The sequence below is a fragment of the Pseudomonas sp. p1(2021b) genome (assembly GCF_020151015.1).
GTDB classification, from domain to species: Bacteria; Pseudomonadota; Gammaproteobacteria; order Pseudomonadales; family Pseudomonadaceae; genus Aquipseudomonas; species Aquipseudomonas putida_K.
In genome coordinates this window covers 2,599,297-2,616,874 of record NZ_CP083746.1, presented here as the reverse complement: position 1 = coordinate 2,616,874, position 17,578 = coordinate 2,599,297, and the positions used below count along the sequence as shown (strand labels likewise).

Below are 17,578 nucleotides of genomic sequence, written 5' to 3'. Positions count from 1 at the left end.
GCCCGTCTGGATGTAGGAGCGGTTCGATCCAGCTCAGCTGACTAACCCGTTGTGTACTGGACAGATTCGAGCCTCTGCTGGAAATAGTACGGGTGGCACAGACACAAGGTTCTCCAAGCGCAGCGGCATGACGCGCACCTTGCTATTGCAGATGTCAGCATGGCATTGCTCAGCAGAACGGGGCGTCCTGATTCTGCAGTGTCTGTTAGGCAGTAAATTTACGAGCATGGGCAACATATGCTAATGGCTGTTTCGAATTTGCACCTCGTGCGGCGCGAATCTGAGACACCACTTCAAACGTTAACGGAATGATGCCAAGAGCCACCGCTGCTCTACCTTGAGGCCCATCTTCACCGGAGTAACTCAATCCTGCAGCGACGAGGGGGATCAGAGATGTGCAGATGATTCTTCCAAAGCTCGGCTTCATGGCAGACTCGATTTCCTTGATCTGCTCTTGGCAATCCATGATGAACAGGCGCGTTCTCTGCAGCCGTTCTTCCGCGCTCGTGACGCCAGCCATTTGGATACAGTGCTGCTCAACCGCTAAGCGAAACCTAGGCAGTAGATGGCCATGACGGTGCCTGAATTGGGCAAGTTGTTGAACAGAAATACCCTCTACCGGGGTAGGAAGTAAATTCTCAAGTACCACTTCACGGGCTTTCCTTACATGAGGGCTTCTTCGGATCGTGGATGGCGAAGGTGAGCGACCTGGAAGCGCCCATCCATCCGTCACTGGCACAGCGTCGATATGGCCCAACGCGCCCAGCGTCACCGCAAGGTAGAACATAAAATCTCGAGCAACATCTTCCCGCACGTTGTACCAAGTGTAGTCAGCCTGAGATGCCAACTCGTGCTGGACTAGGTAGTCGGTAATACCGTGCAATTTTTCAAGGTGGATTCGCGTGTACCGAAAAGGTTGCTGCGTGGATGCTTTAAATTTGACAGCCTGGCGACGAGTCTCAAGATACTCGATGAAATGCTCAGAAAACCCCGGGCAATCATAGAGATGGATCCCAGGGACAACTTGCTTCACCAGCCCTTCGGAAAGCAGCCCTCGCATGAACTGACTCAACTGCTCAGGCCTGTCTAGATGATCCATAGGCACGATCGTAGCCAGCCCATCCCAGTAGAGTAGCGACCTTGCACTCCAAGCATCCTGCGGCAGGTTAATATACGGGTAGTACAGGGCGTTATTGCTCAAAAGTTGAACCTCACGATCAAAATTTGGGTTCCGTCCATACCGGATACCGAGAAATCCGGGAGCCCATGAAACTCTATGCTAGCATGAACAAAAAACGGCCATATGGCCGTTTTTTGTAGAAATCCTCGATAAATTTGGGCCTTACGACACCCAAGACTCGACTTCATCGGCGCCATATTGGGCTTTCCACTCCTTCAACAGCTTATGATTGCCGCCCTTGGTTTCGATGATTTCGCCGTTGTGGGGGTTCTTGTACTGTTTCACTTGCCGCGCACGACGTGGCGTTTTTTCTACGGCGGCTGTGGCGCTGCGACGGCCAGCCTGGGGTCAAGAATATTGATGATGTCCCGGAGGCTGAAGCCGTATTTGTTCAACAACTAACGAAGCTTTTCCTCAAATATGACTTCATGCCTCGACACCAGCAAAGCGCTGTGCGTTTAGAGCTTGCACTGCCGAAAATCCTCCACTTTTCTTAAAACTCATATTGTGTACAAAGTTCTTCATCGCGTCTGATGGGGCAATCGCCTCAAGGTTCAGGCCGTCGACTGTGGCCCGAGAGAACGCAACGCTGAGAATCGGTTGATCCTCCATGTGTCCGGTTGAGCTGTTCAACACATTATCCATGGCAGTAACGATTACCAGCTCGTCCGGAAGGATGGCCAGCAGCTCCCGCCCAACTCGCAGAGCACAACTGCAGACGTAGTCCTGGTGCAGCTCATTAAAGCGCCCACCTGGCATCGCTTTGGTTGAGAGCTTGCCGCTCTTGAGCAGAGACTTGATTTCGGACGGGATGACGTGTGAACCGTGGATGGCCAGCTTCGCTTCCAGAACTCCGCCCTCATGGACGATCATCTGGATAGATGAGCCTAGGTGGGAGATTTCCTCAAAAGATTCGAAAGCCTCTATAGCATCAAGCTTCGCTTGGCGGTCACCATCCAGGATGCGCAGAGCAATATCGCGCTCCTCAGCCCAATCGTCGTGTGCAGTCTTCCACTCATTAAGCTCTGCCTGGAACAGTTTTTCATCTTCGGCCGCGGCGACGCCGACTCTCCCCAAAAGCGCTTCGCGCTGGCGATGCTCAAGCTTGAAAAGCCGTGCCCAAAAGTTAGGGCGATAGGTAGCAGATGCATGAAGTGCGGCTTGCTCGAGCGCTCCGCTCTTCAAGGGTTGCCGGGGCTCTGGCGTTGAGAGGATCTTCTTCCACTGCACCGGCTCAGCGCATTCCTTGTGCATGGAAAGTAGGAGATCGATGTGATTTTCATAGACCTCTACCTCGTACGCTGCTTGCTCTAGAGCCTCCATCTTGTCGAACTCTTTTTGCCGCTTCTCGAGTTCACGCTGCCGACGATGAGCGTTGCGCTCAGCGCGTCTGGCTGATGCCTGCAGCGATCTTACAGTCCCTTTCCAACCCATCACGATGCTCCATACCGAATGCGTGATGGCACATTAGCATATGCCGTCGAACAGTCGGCACGCTGCACGGGCGTAAAAATTTAGAAATTTAAAGGGATCCAAAACACTTGCGAACACCAGTGGAACGCATTATGTTGTGTCTTGCAGCAAGGAAAACCACCATATGGTGTGTGCAAGCCTTTCTGCGCGGCTCGCGATTTACTGAAAACCTCTTGTATCTCACATTGCTGGATGAAGGAGATTCCGTATGACAGATCGTCGCCCTCTCAACCCCAACGTGAACGTTCCGAAGCCTGGCGGTGGTGAACAACCACGGTCTCGCAACAAGGACGGTCAAGTCCGCGATAAACGGAGCGATGCTGGCAAACCGCGCGGCAAATGACGGTTTACAGGTCAGCAGCATACGATCTCGCTGCTGACCTGTTCTGCCACTGCAAATTGCATACAGGCGCGGCACAATTCGAAGCAACAGTGCTACACCCTGAATCGATAAGGGGCGCTGGTAATGCGCCCTATCGAGTATCACTCTGCGATCCGCTTTATCGCTTTTTCGATACGCTGACGGCCCGCGTGGGCAAGCTTACCGACCCCGGCTTCCTTGGCTACTGCGTAAACCAGCCCCTCTCCTACGTGACCATGCTTGGTCATTTCATCTACTAAGGCACCTAGTTCGGGCAAGCAGATTTCAGCAAGTGGGCGAATGGCATCGTCATCACCCGGCCTACGAAAGACAACGTTCATATCCGACTCGAGATGAGTCGGCCAGAAGAATGTTCCTGCCTGCTCCTCTTCATGAGATCGGAATCGTGCCCGCGCTATTTGATCGACGCGATCACGAATGCGCGAGCCCGTTCTGACCCAGCCATGAGCACGCGCGATACGCCGTGCAAGCGCCATATCGAGCACAGGCCCCTCCTCTGCCACCACATGGGCAATCATCTGTTCCAAGGTAGCCGTGTAGCTCGCTTCGAAGAATCTGTCTGGATCAACCGCCTCCACAGCCTCGGCAGGGTCTGCTTCCTTGTAAACCAGGTGCTCTACTGGCACATAAGGAATCACGGTATCTTCTGCTGCTTGAGCCGTGGCAGCTTTGGCGTATTTCAACTCTGGCATTGCGCCAGACGGATCATTGGCTCCGGCAGGTGAAGTCGAAGCTACAACAGCAACCTGATCCACAACCTCAATGACTTCAGCCATGGCAGCATCGACTTTTAGGCGCTCAGCCTCATGGGCAGCATCGATGACCGCCTGCTTGGCCCTCGATTCGGCAAGCAGTTCGGTGAGACGTTGATGCACCTTTTCTGCGGTTCCCACGGCATCAACCCACCAGTCGGTCGACCAGATCCTGACGATCTCCCAGCCAAGTCCACGCAGCACAAACTCACGCAGCTTGTCGCGATCACGCGCAGTCGCACTGCGGTGATAGGTAGCCCCATCGCACTCGACACCGGCTAGGAAGCGCCCTGGAGCATCAGGGTGCACAACTCCCAAGTCTACTCGGAAGGAAGAGACACCAATCTGGGTATGGATCTGCCAACCCTTCTTGGCCAAGGCAGCAGCGACTGCCTCTTCAAATGGGCTATCGAATCCACCCACACTACCGAAATTAGCTTCAGCCAAGGCCTGCGGCCCACGTTCAGCAAATTCGAGGAAATGCTTCAGGTCACGCACCCCGACGGCTTGCGTCCGAGCAAGGTCAATGTGCTCTGGGCGGAGGGTCGAGAACAGCACCAGTTCTTGGCGAGCACGCGTAATTGCAACGTTCAGTCGGCGCTCGCCACCCGGACGGTTCATCGGGCCGAAGTTCATAGACATCACGCCGGCAGCGTCTTTTCCGTAGGTGGTCGAGAAATAGATGATGTCCCTCTCGTCGCCCTGGACACTTTCCAGGTTCTTCACGAACACAGGCTCGAGCTCAGACTCAGCGAAGTACGAGTCGAGCGACGGATCCCTCCGGCATGCCTCATCGAGCATGTCCATGATGAGCTTCTGCTGCTCACCGTTGAACGTGACCACTCCCACAGTACGACGGCTCTCACGGAAGGCCGGCGACTGAAGGCGAGCAACAAGGTCAGCAACTAGGGCTCTTGCTTCAATCAGGTTGGTACGTGAGCCGCCCTTGTCGTAAACACCAGCAACTGGACACAGCCTCACAGCCTTATCAGCTGTGAATGGCGAAGGGAACGTCACCAGCTTCGAGCCGTAGTAACGCTGGTTGGAGAACGCGATCAGGCTCTCGTGACGGCTGCGATAATGCCAGTTCAGGTTGCGCATCGGCAGGTTCGCGCTGATGCATTCATCCAGGATGCTCTCGAGATCCGCTTCGACATCCTCATCATCAGCAGTGGACTCAGCCCGGTCAAAGAACGAGGTCGGCGGCAGCTGTTTCGGGTCACCTACCATCACGACCTGCTTTCCTCGCGCCATCGCACCAATTGCATCCCAGACCGGAATCTGAGAGGCCTCATCGAAGATGACGAGGTCGAACGGGGTTGAGGCTGGCGGCAGGTATTGGGCAATCGAGAGCGGGCTCATCAGCAAGCAAGGCGTCAGCTTGGTGAGGGCTTCTGGTGCCCGGGTCATCAACTCACGCAATGGAATATGCTTGGTTTTCTTGCCCATCTCATGACGCAGCAAGCCCCACTCTGAAGATCGGCTCACGCTGTCCTGACTTGGCAGGTCAGCACACAGCCGAGCACGGAGCCAGTCCTTCGTCAGCTCGGTGAACTTGTCATCCAGCGCTCGGAAATCGCGAATACGCTGTTCATGCTCAACGCTGACAAATGTCCGGATCACTTCCTCGTTATCGACCGTGGTATTCAGCCACCAGCGAGCGTAATTCACCTCGAAGACGCGGCGGACTTTTCCGGAGGTGATCGCTCCGCTTTCCATAGCCTGGACAATTGGGGCGAGGCCAACGGCGAAGGCCTCATCGCGCACCTTCCTCCAAGCACACCATGCCTTAAGTCGCGCCTCGGAAGAAACTACGGTCTCGCAATTTTTCTTGAGGTCATTCAACGAAAGGTGTGCGGTCTCATCAGCACCAGACTCGGTGAAGTGACCGATCGAAATCAGATGCGATGAACGCTCCTGCAACAACGCAAGCTTTTCACGCAGGCCGACGCCTGCAAGAGCTATCGCACCTTCAGGCTCTAGAAAAGCGTTGCCATCGCCCAATAGCGTTTGAAGGGGAGCCTTGTAAGCTACAATCTGCTCCGAGTTCAGCGCGAGCTTCGCAATAGCAGTCGCTACCTGCCCTTGGAACACCACAGCCTGACGTGCAATCTCAAGCTTGGTCTTCAGGTCACTCCAGACCGGTACCAGCTCTCGCAGGTCAGCCAGGTCGGACAGATCACGTTCAACCGCTGCCCGCTGCTTTAACAGGTCGAAGTCACCTTTAAGCAACGCTCCACAGCGGCCCTCCTGCACTTCTGGGTGATCATCAACAAGACGACCGCGCTCTTCGATATCCCGACGCTCAGCCTGGAAGCGCAGCGCTGCAGTAAGGAGTTCAATGTTGGTGTCCTTGCCGCACCAAAGCTGCTGAGTGCTCGAGCCAAGGTCGGACAAGGCAGCCATATCGCTATCAAGGCGCGCCAGCGTGCGAAGTCGTCGCAGCTCTTCCTTCAAGGCGTCACCCAGCTGGCCTTGCTCGACCAATTGGAATCCATCATCGATCCAGTCCGAGTCTGCCTGCTGGAGCCGAATGGCCTCTTGAAGCTTAATCGACGTCGAAAGCTGCTCAGCCACAGACTTTGAACCTTGCCAAACGGCAACGCACTCGTGCCCGGGCTCAAGCTCATCAATAGCACGGCGCACGGCGCGGATTTCTGCCCAAATGGCCAAATCTTTACCGTGATCAGCCTCGCCTGCAGTGGTTTGAGTCGGGGCTAGCAAACCCGCAATACGACGCTTTCCGAACCAGGATTTTGGCCAGAACGATTCCTCAGCCTCCTTCCACTCACGTAGCAACAGATCGATGTCGAGCGATTCGATCGTATCGCCGTAGGTCGCACTGAGGTGCTGCTTGAGCTCTACAATTTGGCCAAGCAGTGCCACCGCCTGAGCAAGCACATCGGTGGCACTTTCCGGCCAGGCCGGGCTGAGCTCACCGAATACGGTGCGACGTTGCTGCAGCAGCTCGATCCCCTGCTTCGCATCGGCCACAACGCGAGAAGGCCAGAGCGGCGATAGCTTAGCGTTGAGCTCTCTGTGTTGTTCAATCCACGCACAGCCATCGCTCAGTCGTTGGGATATGGAGCGGGCATCAGGCCGCAACGCGAAGCGCCAATCCTGCCCTGCTGCCGCCGGCAGTGCCTGGGAAAGGACTGACAACCCCTCCAGTGCCGTGGGGGTGTATTCCGAAGTCGGGAACCCAACCAACTCAACGAACCGATCAGCCGCCCGCTGCACATCCAGCACAGTAGGCAATACATCGCGAGCTGCCTGCACCAGCTGATGCTGCCAATGGGGTGACCATTCCGCCTGGCCTATAGCGGACAACGCATTGCCCAATAAATGGCTGTATCCCACAGCCTGCGCGTTTACTTCGAGACGATCGGCCAACTCCCGTAGCTCAAGCATGGCCTTCTGGTCATGCATGTCAGGTGACGCCCAACCAACAGGAGCAACAGCTTCATCGCCACCCGAAGTGACGGTGCCAATCGCATCGTAGATGGTGTAACCGTTGCGATGACGCCGGTGCAGCCGCTCCACGTAAATGTTCAGGCTGTCGCGCAGCGTTGCGAGGCGCTGAGCCTCAACCTCCCATGCAGCGGAGTCGACCTGCCCTTTCGCCTCCCAAGCGGACTGCAGCTGGGCCAGCACATCAGTTTTCCGAGCCTTGCTTGAGTGCAACTCGAGGCAGAACTCACCCAAACCAATCTCACGGAGGCGACGATACACAACATCCAGCGCGGCGATTTTTTCCGAGACGAACAGCACGCGACGCCCCTGGGCAATCGACTGAGCGATCATGTTGGAAATCGTCTGGCTCTTGCCGGTACCGGGTGGGCCGATGAGCACGAAGTCTTTGCCCTTGGCTGCCGCCATCACTGCAGCCAACTGAGATGAGTCAGATGGCAGTGGGCAGAAAACATCGGTCGGGCCGTAATCACGATCCAGCGATTGCGCCTCTGGGAACGGTGTATCCGAAACGAACGAATCGCGTGGGGTATCCAGGAGGTGCTGAACCACTGAGCTCTGCCGCAGGTGCTCGGCGTTCTCGGCCAGATCTTTCCACATGAGGTATTTGGCAAACGAGAACATCGACAGCACGACGTCTTCGCTCAACTCCCAGCCTGGAATGTCCTTGATGGCATGTCCGACCTTGTTCCAAATGCCGGCGATATCAAGACCAGAATCGTCCCGAGGCAACTCGTGCTCCAGGGAACCCAAGCCCAACTCGAAGTCCTGCCGAAGCATCTCAATAAGGGTTGGGTTGAAGCGCGGCTCATCATCGTGGAGCACCATGGTGAATCCGGAGCGAGCGCTCTTGCGCTCCAGCGTGACCGGAACCAAAACCAATGGCGCCTTGTACTTCTGCCCTGCCCTGTCCTCACGAGTCCAACTCAGGAAGCCGATGGCCAGGAAGAGCGTATTGGAGCCGCCTTCCTGCAGCGCTGTGCGAGCACCTCGGTACAGTTCGGTGAGTCGAACATCCATCTCGTTGGATGTCAGCGCAACGAACACCTCTCTGCGCTTAAGCGCATCCTCGGCATGCCGGCGACGAACATCCTCACGCTCGCGTTGTTCATACAGAGCGCGCTCCCTTGGATCAGCACCATCCATGAGGTCTGGACGGGTGAGCAGCTTCAGCGACTGACCACTGGCCAGTACATCCTCAAGAGCACCCGGGTCTGGAGACTCGAGCTTCAAAGCCCGCTTGCCCGTTTTGAAGTTGAGAAGGTTGTTTCGAAGCGACAGATCCAGCAGTTTGCGCTGCCAGCGGCCTAGACGATCAGCAGGATCGAGTTTGGAAAGATCTTCGACGACCACCTCATGCACTTCATCTGGCATGTCCAGGCCGTCTTCAACCAGCAGCGGTGCGGCCTCGTCCGAGACTTCCAGAGCAACTCGTGGGATCTGAGCCTCGGAGCTCGCCAGGGGCTTGATGCGCTGCAGACGTGCGCGACGTATGTCGAGCAGCATCTCGAAGTCGCTGTCTGAGTCTTCAGCTATCTGCTTCGTTCCGCGCTCGACGGCATAGGAGAAAGACGGAGCAAGGTTCTGAGTAACAAGGGTGGTCTCGAAAAGCACCAGCTCGCGCAGCTTCACCCGTTTGCGCACCGCGGTCACATCATCAACCAGCGCCGTTGTAAACTCTTCCGGCTTCATCCACAGACCCACGAAGGCATGCCCCCGGGTAAAGACGATCACAGGGTTCAGCCCAATTTGCTCAAGAGCTGCACAGAAAAGCAGAGTGAGATCCATACAGGTCGCCAAACCAGTGTCGGCGATTTGGCTGGGACTGCGCACCTTTTGGCCAGTCTGCTCAAAGCTCGCCGGTGGCAACGCGTAATCAAGCTTCATTCGTGCCACGGCGCCCCAGACTGCTGACGCCAGCTGCCAAACACGCTTCGCACCACCCTCGTAGCCATCGAGCGCCGAAGACTTCTCACTGAGGCGCAGCAATTCAGCCGTCTGCTTCAACAACCTTTCAACTGCCGGATCATTGGGTTGTACGAAAGCGGCAGTCATATCTGGGATATGACGAAGCCCACCCCACTGGTTACGCGGCAAAAGGTCTACAACCTGCTCTAGGCGAGCAACTTCCTTCCGACCACTCTCGGACGCCTTGTCATCGGTCTCAAGGACAAAGGTAAAAGTCGAAAGCTCCGCCTCTGTGAGGCGACTGAGCAAGGGGCCATCCAAGACCAGATCAAGCCCCGGGATAACTCGAAAGCTGTCAGGTGCGACTTCGTCGATTCGCCAGACCTTGGCCTTGAACACCTCAGGCTCTGAAGTCAATGTCAGAGTCACATTGACGAAGCGGTCTTCGGTCTCGTTCGCGATGCGAAGCTCGCGAATCACGGGAATGGCGTTCTGGAAGTCGGCAAGGTTCAGCTTCGCCACCAACGTGGCCAGAATCTTGACTTCTTTAGGTGGGATTTCTTCTTGAGCAGCGAGGGGCTGAACGATGTCGTCCATGCGCAACCTTCCTTGTCGTTATGCCCAAGGGAGTGCCGGAATTGGCCGGCCAAGGGGCCCCTCTTGAGCTGATGGCGGGATGATAGCGCTTCCTGCTGCCGTAGTAATGATCCTTTGGTCGTTGAAGCCAAAGTGCCCTACGTGTGTCTAGGGCTCGCGTTCAACTTCATAGCCCACACGATCCCCACACCGTGAATCGCCCCTGGTTTCCTAGACACTCTCCAAGCTCAGAAAATAGCGTTTCTCGTACTCTACTAGCGACAGCTGCATAGCACTGCTGTGTCGGCGTTTTGGGTTATAAAATATCTCGATGTAATCGAAAGTTAGAAATCCACCTTTCCGCGACCCGCCTTGACTTCACTCCGCCTGGCCTTTCCTTCGAGGCGTCGGGTCTTGGACCCAAGGGTCGGCTTGGTGGGACGGCGTTTCTTCTCGGTCTTGCCGGCAGCGATGATCAACTCGGCAAGGCGTGCCAACGCGTCTGCGCGGTTCTGCTCCTGGGTGCGGTATTGCTGGGCCTTGATAATCAACACGCCATCGCTGGTGATGCGACTGTCACGCAACGCCAGCAGCCGTTCTTTGTAAAACTCAGGCAGCGACGATGCCAGGATATCGAAGCGCAGGTGCACGGCGCTGGACACCTTGTTGACGTTCTGTCCGCCCGCGCCTTGTGCGCGGATGTATGTCAGTTCGATGTCGGCATCCGGCAGATGCACGCTATTGGAGATGGTCAGCATGACATGGCCCTTTTGATTTCCCCCATTATCACAGCCTCCGCAACTCTCCCATAGCACACCGCAGCCTTCCGTTTACAGTGTATGTGGCCACGCTGCTTGGGCGCGGCATTGTTGGGCATTACTCACGTTATGTCGTAAGGTAGCCGGTTGCCGAAAGAACCGTCATGGCCCTAGCCATGAAGGGCTTTCATCCTTTACAAGCGAAAGTGGTGAAGATGAACAAGCCTTTCATTTCGCTGTGCCCTGAAATCACTCGGGCACACGCGCTGATACTGATGGATTGGTTGCAGGATGAGCGCGTCACCTGCTACCTCAGTGACTCGCGTCATGTCTCCCGCTCCATCGAGCAAGCCATCGATCGGACGCAATTGCCGATCCTGACCCACCTGTTCAACCGTGGCGGCCGATTCTTCATCGCCTATGACCGGCATGACGCCCCGGTGGGCTTTGTCCGCCTCATCAAGACCGGCTCGGATTGCGAGATCGTGCTGGCCATCGGAGACCGCAAAAAATGGGGCCGGCGTCTTGGTCTGCGCACGATCCGCGAAGGCATGAAACTGGCCTTCTTCGACATGCGCGCGGCGAAACTGATCGCCAAGATCCACCCTGACAACACGCGTTCGTTGCAGGCCTTCCTGCGCAGCGGCTTTGTGCTGGAGAGCGAAACGCCGACACTGAAGTCGTTTTCCATGACGCTGGCGCGCTATCGCCAGTTATTGCGCGAAGGTGTCGTCAGCGATTGCTCTGGGATCTACATCACTGAAATCGACAAGGCCAGACTCGAGAGCTTGATTGCGCTCGAGCAAGGCCCGGCCGTTGTCGACCTCGAACATGAACTCGAGCGGGCCATTGTCGTTAAGCCGCAGAAGGTGGCGAGTACTGTTGTCACGATGAACTCCAGGGTCTTGCTGCAGCTGGACGATGAAGAGCTCGAGGTGGCCTTGGTCTACCCTGAAGACGCGGACAGCAGCGCGGGGAAGCATTCCGTGTGTTCCGACATCGGTGCGGCCATTCTGGGCTACCAGGAGGGGGACGCCATCGACTGGCGAATTTCTGAACGCAACCGCCGGATCGAGATCAGGAAAGTGCTTTACCAACCGGAGACTGCGGGGCATTTTCACCTGTAGCCACACGCCAGCTACAGTGCGATACACATTGGGCCTGGCTCGACACATCCCGGATAAACGCCACCGGCACCATGGCTCCATCACGCGGCGGCATTCCGCTCGCCGCGTTCACCCCCGGAGCCCGCCATGAACCGAACCGTTGACACTGCCAACCTGCATGGTTGGCGCCTGTTTTCCTTGTTGTCCGTGCTGGTGCTGATCGCCGCCGCACTGGCCCTATGGGCCCAGCCGCAATGGGTGGATGCCCTGCGTAGCGCCATCAGGGTCACCGCGCGCACGTCCTTTGCCCTGTTCCTGGCGACTTTTCTCGCCTCGTCGATGGCAGCTCTGGTGCCCAGTCCATTGACTCGAGGTCTGCTGCGGGAGCGACGCTTCCTAGGGCTGGCATTCGCGTTCTCCCATGCCGTGCATGCGGTGCTGATCATCCTGTACGCGAGCGGGTTTCCCGAGTCGTTCTGGCATGGGCGCAGCGCCGTCACGAATATTCCAGGTTCGATCGGCTATGTGTTCATCCTTTTGTTGACAGTTACCTCCTTCCCCGCCGTGGCCAAGTTGCTCGGTGCCCGTTTATGGAAGGCGCTGCACAGCACGGGGACCTGGGTGATCGCCGGTGTGTTCCTGCTGTCCTTCTACAAGCGTTTGCCCATGGGGTCTTGGTATCCACTGGCGTTCGCCCTGATGTTCAGCGCGATCGTCTTCAAACTGACCGCCAAATGGGCCTTGCGTCTACGCCGCAACGCTCGCGCAGAAACAGAGCGAACCACAGTGGCTTGAGCGATGGAGATGCGGCTCGGGCGGATCGAGGTGTAGATCCCGCTCTCCCCTGCTTTCTGGCGGTTCCAGGCCTGGCGTGGTCGATTCAAAGCCCGAGCTCACTCAGCCCTGGATGATCATCCGGTCGCCGCCCCAGCGGCCAATGGTACTTGCGCTCGCGTTCGGTGATCGGCAGATCATTGATACTGGAGAATCGCCGCTGCATCAGCCCATTGGCGGCGAACTCCCAGTTTTCGTTGCCGTACGATCGGAACCAGTTACCCGAATCGTCGTGCCATTCGTACGCATAACGTACTGCGATACGGTTATCCGCAAACGCCCACAGCTCCTTGATCAACCGGTAGTCCAGCTCCTTGTGCCATTTGCGTTCAAGAAACGCCTGCACCTGGGCGCGGCCTTCGATGAACTCGCTGCGGTTGCGCCAATGGGTATCTTCCGTATACGCCAGCGCCACTTTGGCCGGGTCGCGCGAGTTCCAACCGTCTTCGGCGCCACGGACTTTCTGGATGGCCGTTTCCATGGTGAATGGCGGCAAGGGCGGACGCAGTGCTTCGGTCATTTCGGTGTCCTCTGTAAATGATCTGGCGCATTAAGCTATAGCTCAAGCAAGTCGACATGGCGTCGCTTTTCTATTCCTAAACAGGTCACACGTATTAATTCAACTAAGCGATCAGGTTATAAGATAGACCCATTCATTCTTTCCTCTCCCTCCCGCTCCACTGCCAGAATCCATCTCGCCAGCGGTCTATCGCCGCCACTCTACAACGGGCCTTTCCTATCCGTAATTGCCCGCTCTCGCCCATCCCCAGGAGCTGCATATTCATGAAGAAACTCACTGCCCTCACCGCCCTCGCCCTGGTCGTCCTTTCCGGAGCGGCCCATGCCGATCGCCTGGCGGATATCAAGCAAGCCGGCGTGCTGCGTGTCGCGGCCTTCGACAGCAACCCACCGTTCGGCTTCGTCGATGCCAAGAGCAAGCAGATCGAAGGCCTCGACGTGGATTACGCCAAAGCGTTGGCCGACAAGCTGGGCGTCAAGCTCCAGGTGCTGCCAACCAACCCGGCCAACCGTGTGCCGCTGCTGACGGCGAACAAGGTCGACCTGGTGCTGGCCAACTTCACCATCACCCCGGAACGCGCACAGCAGGTGGACTTCAGCATCCCCTACTTCTCCTCAGGGCAGCAGTTCATCGTCAAGAAAGGCAGCCTGAAAAGCCCGGACGATTTGAACAAATGGCGCGTCGGCGTCGACAAGGGCACAGTCAACGAAGGGGTGCTGCGCGACAAGTTCCCCGGCGCCAAGGTCATCGCCTACGACGACACGCCGTTTGCCTTCACGGCGCTGCGCAACGGCCAGGTACAGGCCATCACCCAGGACGGCCCGAAGCTGATCGGGCTGTTGGCCAACGTGCCGGACAAGGACAAGTACGAAGTGCCGCCCTTCACCATCTCCAACGACTTGATCGGTGTCGGCATCCCCAAGGGCGAAGCGGCCCTGGCCGACTTCGTCAACCAGAGCCTGCGCGACCTCGAAGCCAACGGTCAGGCGCAGAAGATCTACGACACCTGGTTCGGCCCCCAGACCAAGACCCCGCTCGCGCGCCTGTACAAGATCGGTGACAAGAGCTGATCGCGCCGCTCCAACCGCGCGCCTCACGCCCGTAGGGCGCGCGACTCGTTTCGTTCGCTGGAACCCCCTCGATGTTCGGTGACCTCCTCGCCCCGCGTTACCTGCTCCTGCTGTTCGACGGTTTCTTGATGAGCCTGGGCCTTGCCCTGCTCAGTTGCGCGCTCGCCACGCTGATCGGCGCACCATTGGCCATCGCCCGCATTACGCGCAGGCGGTGGTGTGCCTGGCCGGCGCGCGCCTATCTGGCCGCCTTTCGCAATACCCCGCTGCTGGTGCAGTTGTTCTTCTGGTATTTCGGTGTGCCGGCGCTGTTGCCGGAAAATCTGGTGGCCTGGCTCAACACGCCGCATCAATGGCTTGGCTTGCCGTGGCCTTCGTTCGAATTCCTCGCCGCGGCCTGGGGGCTGACGCTCTATACCGCGGCCTTCGTTGCCGAGGAAATCCGCGCCGGCATCGCCTCGGTACGTCCGCAGCAGCGAGCGGCGGGCCTGGCGCTGGGGCTGCAGCCGGCCCAGGTGTGGCGGGTGGTGGTGTTGCCCCAGGCGCTGCGTACTGCGCTGCCGCCGTTGCTAAGCCAGTACATGAATGCGCTGAAGAACTCCTCCCTGGCCATGGCCATTGGCCTCGCCGAACTGTCCTACGCCTCGCGCCAGGTGGAGACCGAGACCTTCAAGACCTTCCAGGCCTTCGGCGTCGCCACCCTCCTCTACATCGGCGCGATCGCGTTCATCGAGGCTTTGGGCCAAGTCCTGCAGCACAGCCGCCGCTACCGTCAGGGAGGGGCGTGAGCCATGGACTTCTCGGTGGTTGTCGATAATCTGCAATACCTGTTGATGGGCGCCTACCCCGACGGGCCAATCGGTGGCGCCGCGCTGACCGTCCTGCTGGCGTTGCTCTCTGGCCTGACCTCAGCCGTGCTGGGCCTGGGGCTGGGTATCGCCCTGGCGGTGTTGCGTGGCTGGCCACGCTGGGTATTGGTGACGGTACTGGGGTTCTTTCGCGCCATCCCGGTACTGATGCTGATCTTCTGGAGCTACTTCCTGCTGCCGATCGTGTTCAAGGTCGACGTGCCGGCGTTGGCCACGGTGGTCTGCGCATTGTCATTGATCGGCGGTGCCTACCTCGCGCATTCGGTGTACGCGGGCATCCACAGCCTACCCGCCGGGCAATGGGCGGCGGCGAAAGCCTTGGGCCTGCGACCCTGGCAGGTGCTGCGCCTGGTGATACTGCCCCAGGCGTTGCCGATCATGCTGCCGTCGTTCCTCAATCAGTGGATCTCGCTGATCAAGGACACCTCGCTGGCCTACGTGATCGGGGTGGGCGAGCTGTCGTTCGTGGCGACCCAGGTGAGCAACCGAGTGATGGTGCATCCCACGGAAATCTACCTGTTCGTTGCCCTGCTCTACTTCCTGTTCTGCTCCATGCTCGACCTGCTTGCCGGGTCGCTCGCGAAGTCTCGTAGCCCGGGGCAGCCAAAGGTGCACTGACGTTATCCTTGGCATGACCTGCAAGGCTTCAACGACCACCCGATCGGTCGTGTTGGTACATCAGAGGTGTCGCTGAAGTGATAACCTTCTTGCTGTCCGACAAACCCTGCCTTGCGGTCGATGAAGGACCGGTCAGGCCCCTTTGGTCGATACTGGATTACGCAGATGCTCGTCAACGCAGATTTCTCCCGCCGCGCCACCGTTTCACCCGATGACTACCAATGGATGCCCTCGCCGCAACAGGGCGTCGAACGGGTGATGCTCGACCGGCTCGGCGGCGAACGGGCCCGGGCGACCAGTATCGTGCGTTACGCCCCCGGCTCGTGCTTCCCGCCCCATGGCCATCCTGGAGGCGAAGAGGTGCTGGTCTTGGTCGGCACCTTTTCCGAAGGCGATGTGCACTACCCCGCCGGCTACTACTTGCGCAACCCGCCAGGTTCGGCCCACCAACCTTCCAGCGCCGAAGGCGCGATCATCTTCGTCAAGCTCTGGCAGATGCAGCCGGACGAAAGAACGCCCGTGCGAATCGACACACGAGACGCCGCCAATTGGCACATGCAAGGCGGCCGGGAAGTCTGCCCCTTGTTTGCCAACGACACCGAGCGCGTGAGTTTGCAACGCCTGCCGCCAGGCGCACCGTTGTTCGATGGAGGGGTGGCAAGCGCCGAATGGCTGGTCGTCTCCGGCCGGCTGGAAACCGCTGATGGGGCATTTGAACAAGGCAGCTGGATGCGGCTACCGCAAGGGGCCTACCCGGACATGATGGCCGGCGCGTACGGCGCCGTCGTGTATCTCAAGACCGGGCACCTGCCTCCTGCGTGCTGAGCCCGGCCAGCCAGCGGCTTCGTCGACCGGCTCCAGCAACCGTGCGCACTCTGGTTGGGTGTGCGCAATATTCCCACAGGTAACAAATGGACCTGTGGAAGCGGGTTTACCCGCGATCAAGGGCGAAGCCCTTGCCAGGCGGCGGTGGTATCAGGGCGGGCCTGATCGCGGGACAAGCCCGCTCCCGCAATCAGCCCAGCGCTATCAGATCCCGTCGCGGGCCAGGTCCATCGCGAAGTAGGTCAGGATCAGGTCGGCGCCGGCACGCTTGATCGAGCCGATGCTCTCGCGCACCACCCGTGCCTCGTCGATGGCACCGGCCAGGCCACCGAACTTGATCATCGCGTACTCGCCACTGACCTGGTACGCCGCCAGCGGCAGGCGCGAGGCGGCGCGGATGTCGGCGATCACGTCAAGGTAGGCGCCGGCCGGCTTGACCATCAGCACATCGGCCCCTTCCTGCTCGTCGAGCAGCGACTCGCGCACGGCTTCGCGGCGGTTCATCGGGTTCATCTGGTAGCTTTTGCGGTCGCCCTTGAGCGCAGTGCCGCCGGCTTCGCGGAACGGGCCGTAGAGCGAAGAGGCGAACTTGGTCGAATAGGCCATGATCGCCGTGTCATGGAAGCCTGCGCCGTCCAGGGCCCTGCGGATGGCCTGGACCTGGCCATCCATCGCCGCCGACGGGGCGATGAAGTCGGCACCGGCGGCAGCGGCCACCACGGCCTGCTTGCCCAGGTTGGCCAGGGTGGCGTCGTTGTCCACGCCATGGTCGTGCAGCACGCCGCAATGGCCGTGGCTGGTGTACTCGCAGAAGCAGGTGTCGGACATCACCACCATTTCCGGCACGGTGTCCTTGCAGATACGCGCCATGCGCGCCACCAGGCCGTTTTCGTTCCAGGTGTCGCTACCGGTCGCGTCCAGGTTGTGCGAGACGCCGAAGGTCATCACCGACTTGATGCCGGCGCGGGCGTAACGCTCGATTTCGCTGGCGAGCCGCTTCTCGGGGATGCGATTGACCCCCGGCATGCTGGTGATGGGCACGAAATCGTCGATGCCTTCTTCGACGAAGATCGGCAGGATCAGGTCGTCGAGGCGGAATTCGGTCTCCTGGAACAGGTTGCGCAACGATGGGTTCTGGCGCAGGCGACGTGGGCGGACGATGGGGAAGTTCGACATTGGAGCTCCAGACAAGTTTTGCTACCCGCCACCATAAGTCGTAGGGCCGCCACTGACCAG

12 protein-coding genes and 1 pseudogene are annotated in these 17,578 nt (G+C 58.6%); 6 read left to right on the top strand and 7 right to left on the bottom strand.

Features of this window, described 5'->3' with window-relative positions; translation table 11 throughout:
- Window positions 1–205: 205 nt before the first annotated feature.
- The 5 genes and pseudogenes from K8374_RS12025 to arfB all read right to left on the bottom strand — a co-directional run bounded on the left by K8374_RS12025 (window position 206) and on the right by arfB (window position 10,500).
- Window positions 206–1,201: a hypothetical protein gene (locus tag K8374_RS12025; protein WP_224455718.1), complete on the bottom strand. Its 996-nt coding sequence runs from the start codon at window positions 1,199–1,201 to the stop codon at window positions 206–208.
- Between the two features lie 141 nt (window positions 1,202–1,342).
- A pseudogene (locus tag K8374_RS12020) lies at window positions 1,343–1,608 on the bottom strand (histone-like nucleoid-structuring protein, MvaT/MvaU family); the annotation flags it as partial.
- On the bottom strand, window positions 1,607–2,614 hold the full coding sequence (locus tag K8374_RS12015; protein ID WP_224455717.1) for a hypothetical protein: 1,008 nt from the start codon (window positions 2,612–2,614) through the stop codon (window positions 1,607–1,609). The gene K8374_RS12015 and the pseudogene K8374_RS12020, both read right to left, overlap by 2 nt.
- A gap of 522 nt (window positions 2,615–3,136) precedes the next feature.
- Window positions 3,137–9,763, bottom strand: a complete 6,627-nt coding sequence (locus K8374_RS12010) for a DUF3320 domain-containing protein (RefSeq protein ID WP_224459235.1) — start codon at window positions 9,761–9,763, stop codon at window positions 3,137–3,139.
- 323 nt (window positions 9,764–10,086) lie between these two features.
- Window positions 10,087–10,500 carry an alternative ribosome rescue aminoacyl-tRNA hydrolase ArfB gene (arfB, locus tag K8374_RS12005; protein ID WP_224459233.1) on the bottom strand — a complete coding sequence of 138 codons (414 nt, stop codon included), beginning with the start codon at window positions 10,498–10,500 and terminating at the stop codon, window positions 10,087–10,089.
- Window positions 10,501–10,664: 164 nt separating this feature from the next.
- On the opposite strand from arfB, the gene K8374_RS12000 reads away from it, so the two are divergent.
- Window positions 10,665–11,627, top strand: coding sequence for a bifunctional GNAT family N-acetyltransferase/nucleoside diphosphate kinase regulator (locus K8374_RS12000; RefSeq protein WP_224459232.1), 963 nt, complete (start codon window positions 10,665–10,667; stop codon window positions 11,625–11,627).
- 126 nt (window positions 11,628–11,753) lie between these two features.
- Entirely contained in the window at window positions 11,754–12,401 is a 648-nt protein-coding gene (locus K8374_RS11995; RefSeq protein WP_224459231.1) for a hypothetical protein, read from the top strand.
- Window positions 12,402–12,486: 85 nt separating this feature from the next.
- Here K8374_RS11995 and K8374_RS11990 read toward each other — a convergent pair whose 3' ends face one another.
- Window positions 12,487–12,960: a DUF1348 family protein gene (locus tag K8374_RS11990; protein WP_224459230.1), complete on the bottom strand. Its 474-nt coding sequence runs from the start codon at window positions 12,958–12,960 to the stop codon at window positions 12,487–12,489.
- 263 nt (window positions 12,961–13,223) lie between these two features.
- Here K8374_RS11990 and K8374_RS11985 point away from each other — a divergent pair, with 263 nt between their 5' ends.
- The 4 genes from K8374_RS11985 to K8374_RS11970 all read left to right on the top strand — a co-directional run bounded on the left by K8374_RS11985 (window position 13,224) and on the right by K8374_RS11970 (window position 16,342).
- Complete coding sequence (locus K8374_RS11985; protein ID WP_224459229.1) at window positions 13,224–14,030, top strand: ABC transporter substrate-binding protein; 807 nt, start codon at window positions 13,224–13,226, stop codon at window positions 14,028–14,030.
- A 71-nt stretch (window positions 14,031–14,101) separates the two neighbouring features.
- Window positions 14,102–14,818 (top strand): amino acid ABC transporter permease, encoded by a 717-nt coding sequence (locus tag K8374_RS11980; RefSeq protein ID WP_224459228.1) that lies wholly within the window; start codon window positions 14,102–14,104, stop codon window positions 14,816–14,818.
- A 3-nt stretch (window positions 14,819–14,821) separates the two neighbouring features.
- Entirely contained in the window at window positions 14,822–15,517 is a 696-nt protein-coding gene (locus K8374_RS11975; RefSeq protein WP_224459227.1) for an amino acid ABC transporter permease, read from the top strand.
- Window positions 15,518–15,682: 165 nt separating this feature from the next.
- Complete coding sequence (locus K8374_RS11970) at window positions 15,683–16,342, top strand: cupin domain-containing protein (protein WP_224459226.1); 660 nt, start codon at window positions 15,683–15,685, stop codon at window positions 16,340–16,342.
- Window positions 16,343–16,546: 204 nt separating this feature from the next.
- Here K8374_RS11970 and hemB read toward each other — a convergent pair whose 3' ends face one another.
- Window positions 16,547–17,518 (bottom strand): porphobilinogen synthase, encoded by a 972-nt coding sequence (gene hemB / locus K8374_RS11965; protein WP_224459225.1) that lies wholly within the window; start codon window positions 17,516–17,518, stop codon window positions 16,547–16,549.
- Window positions 17,519–17,578: the final 60 nt, after the last annotated feature.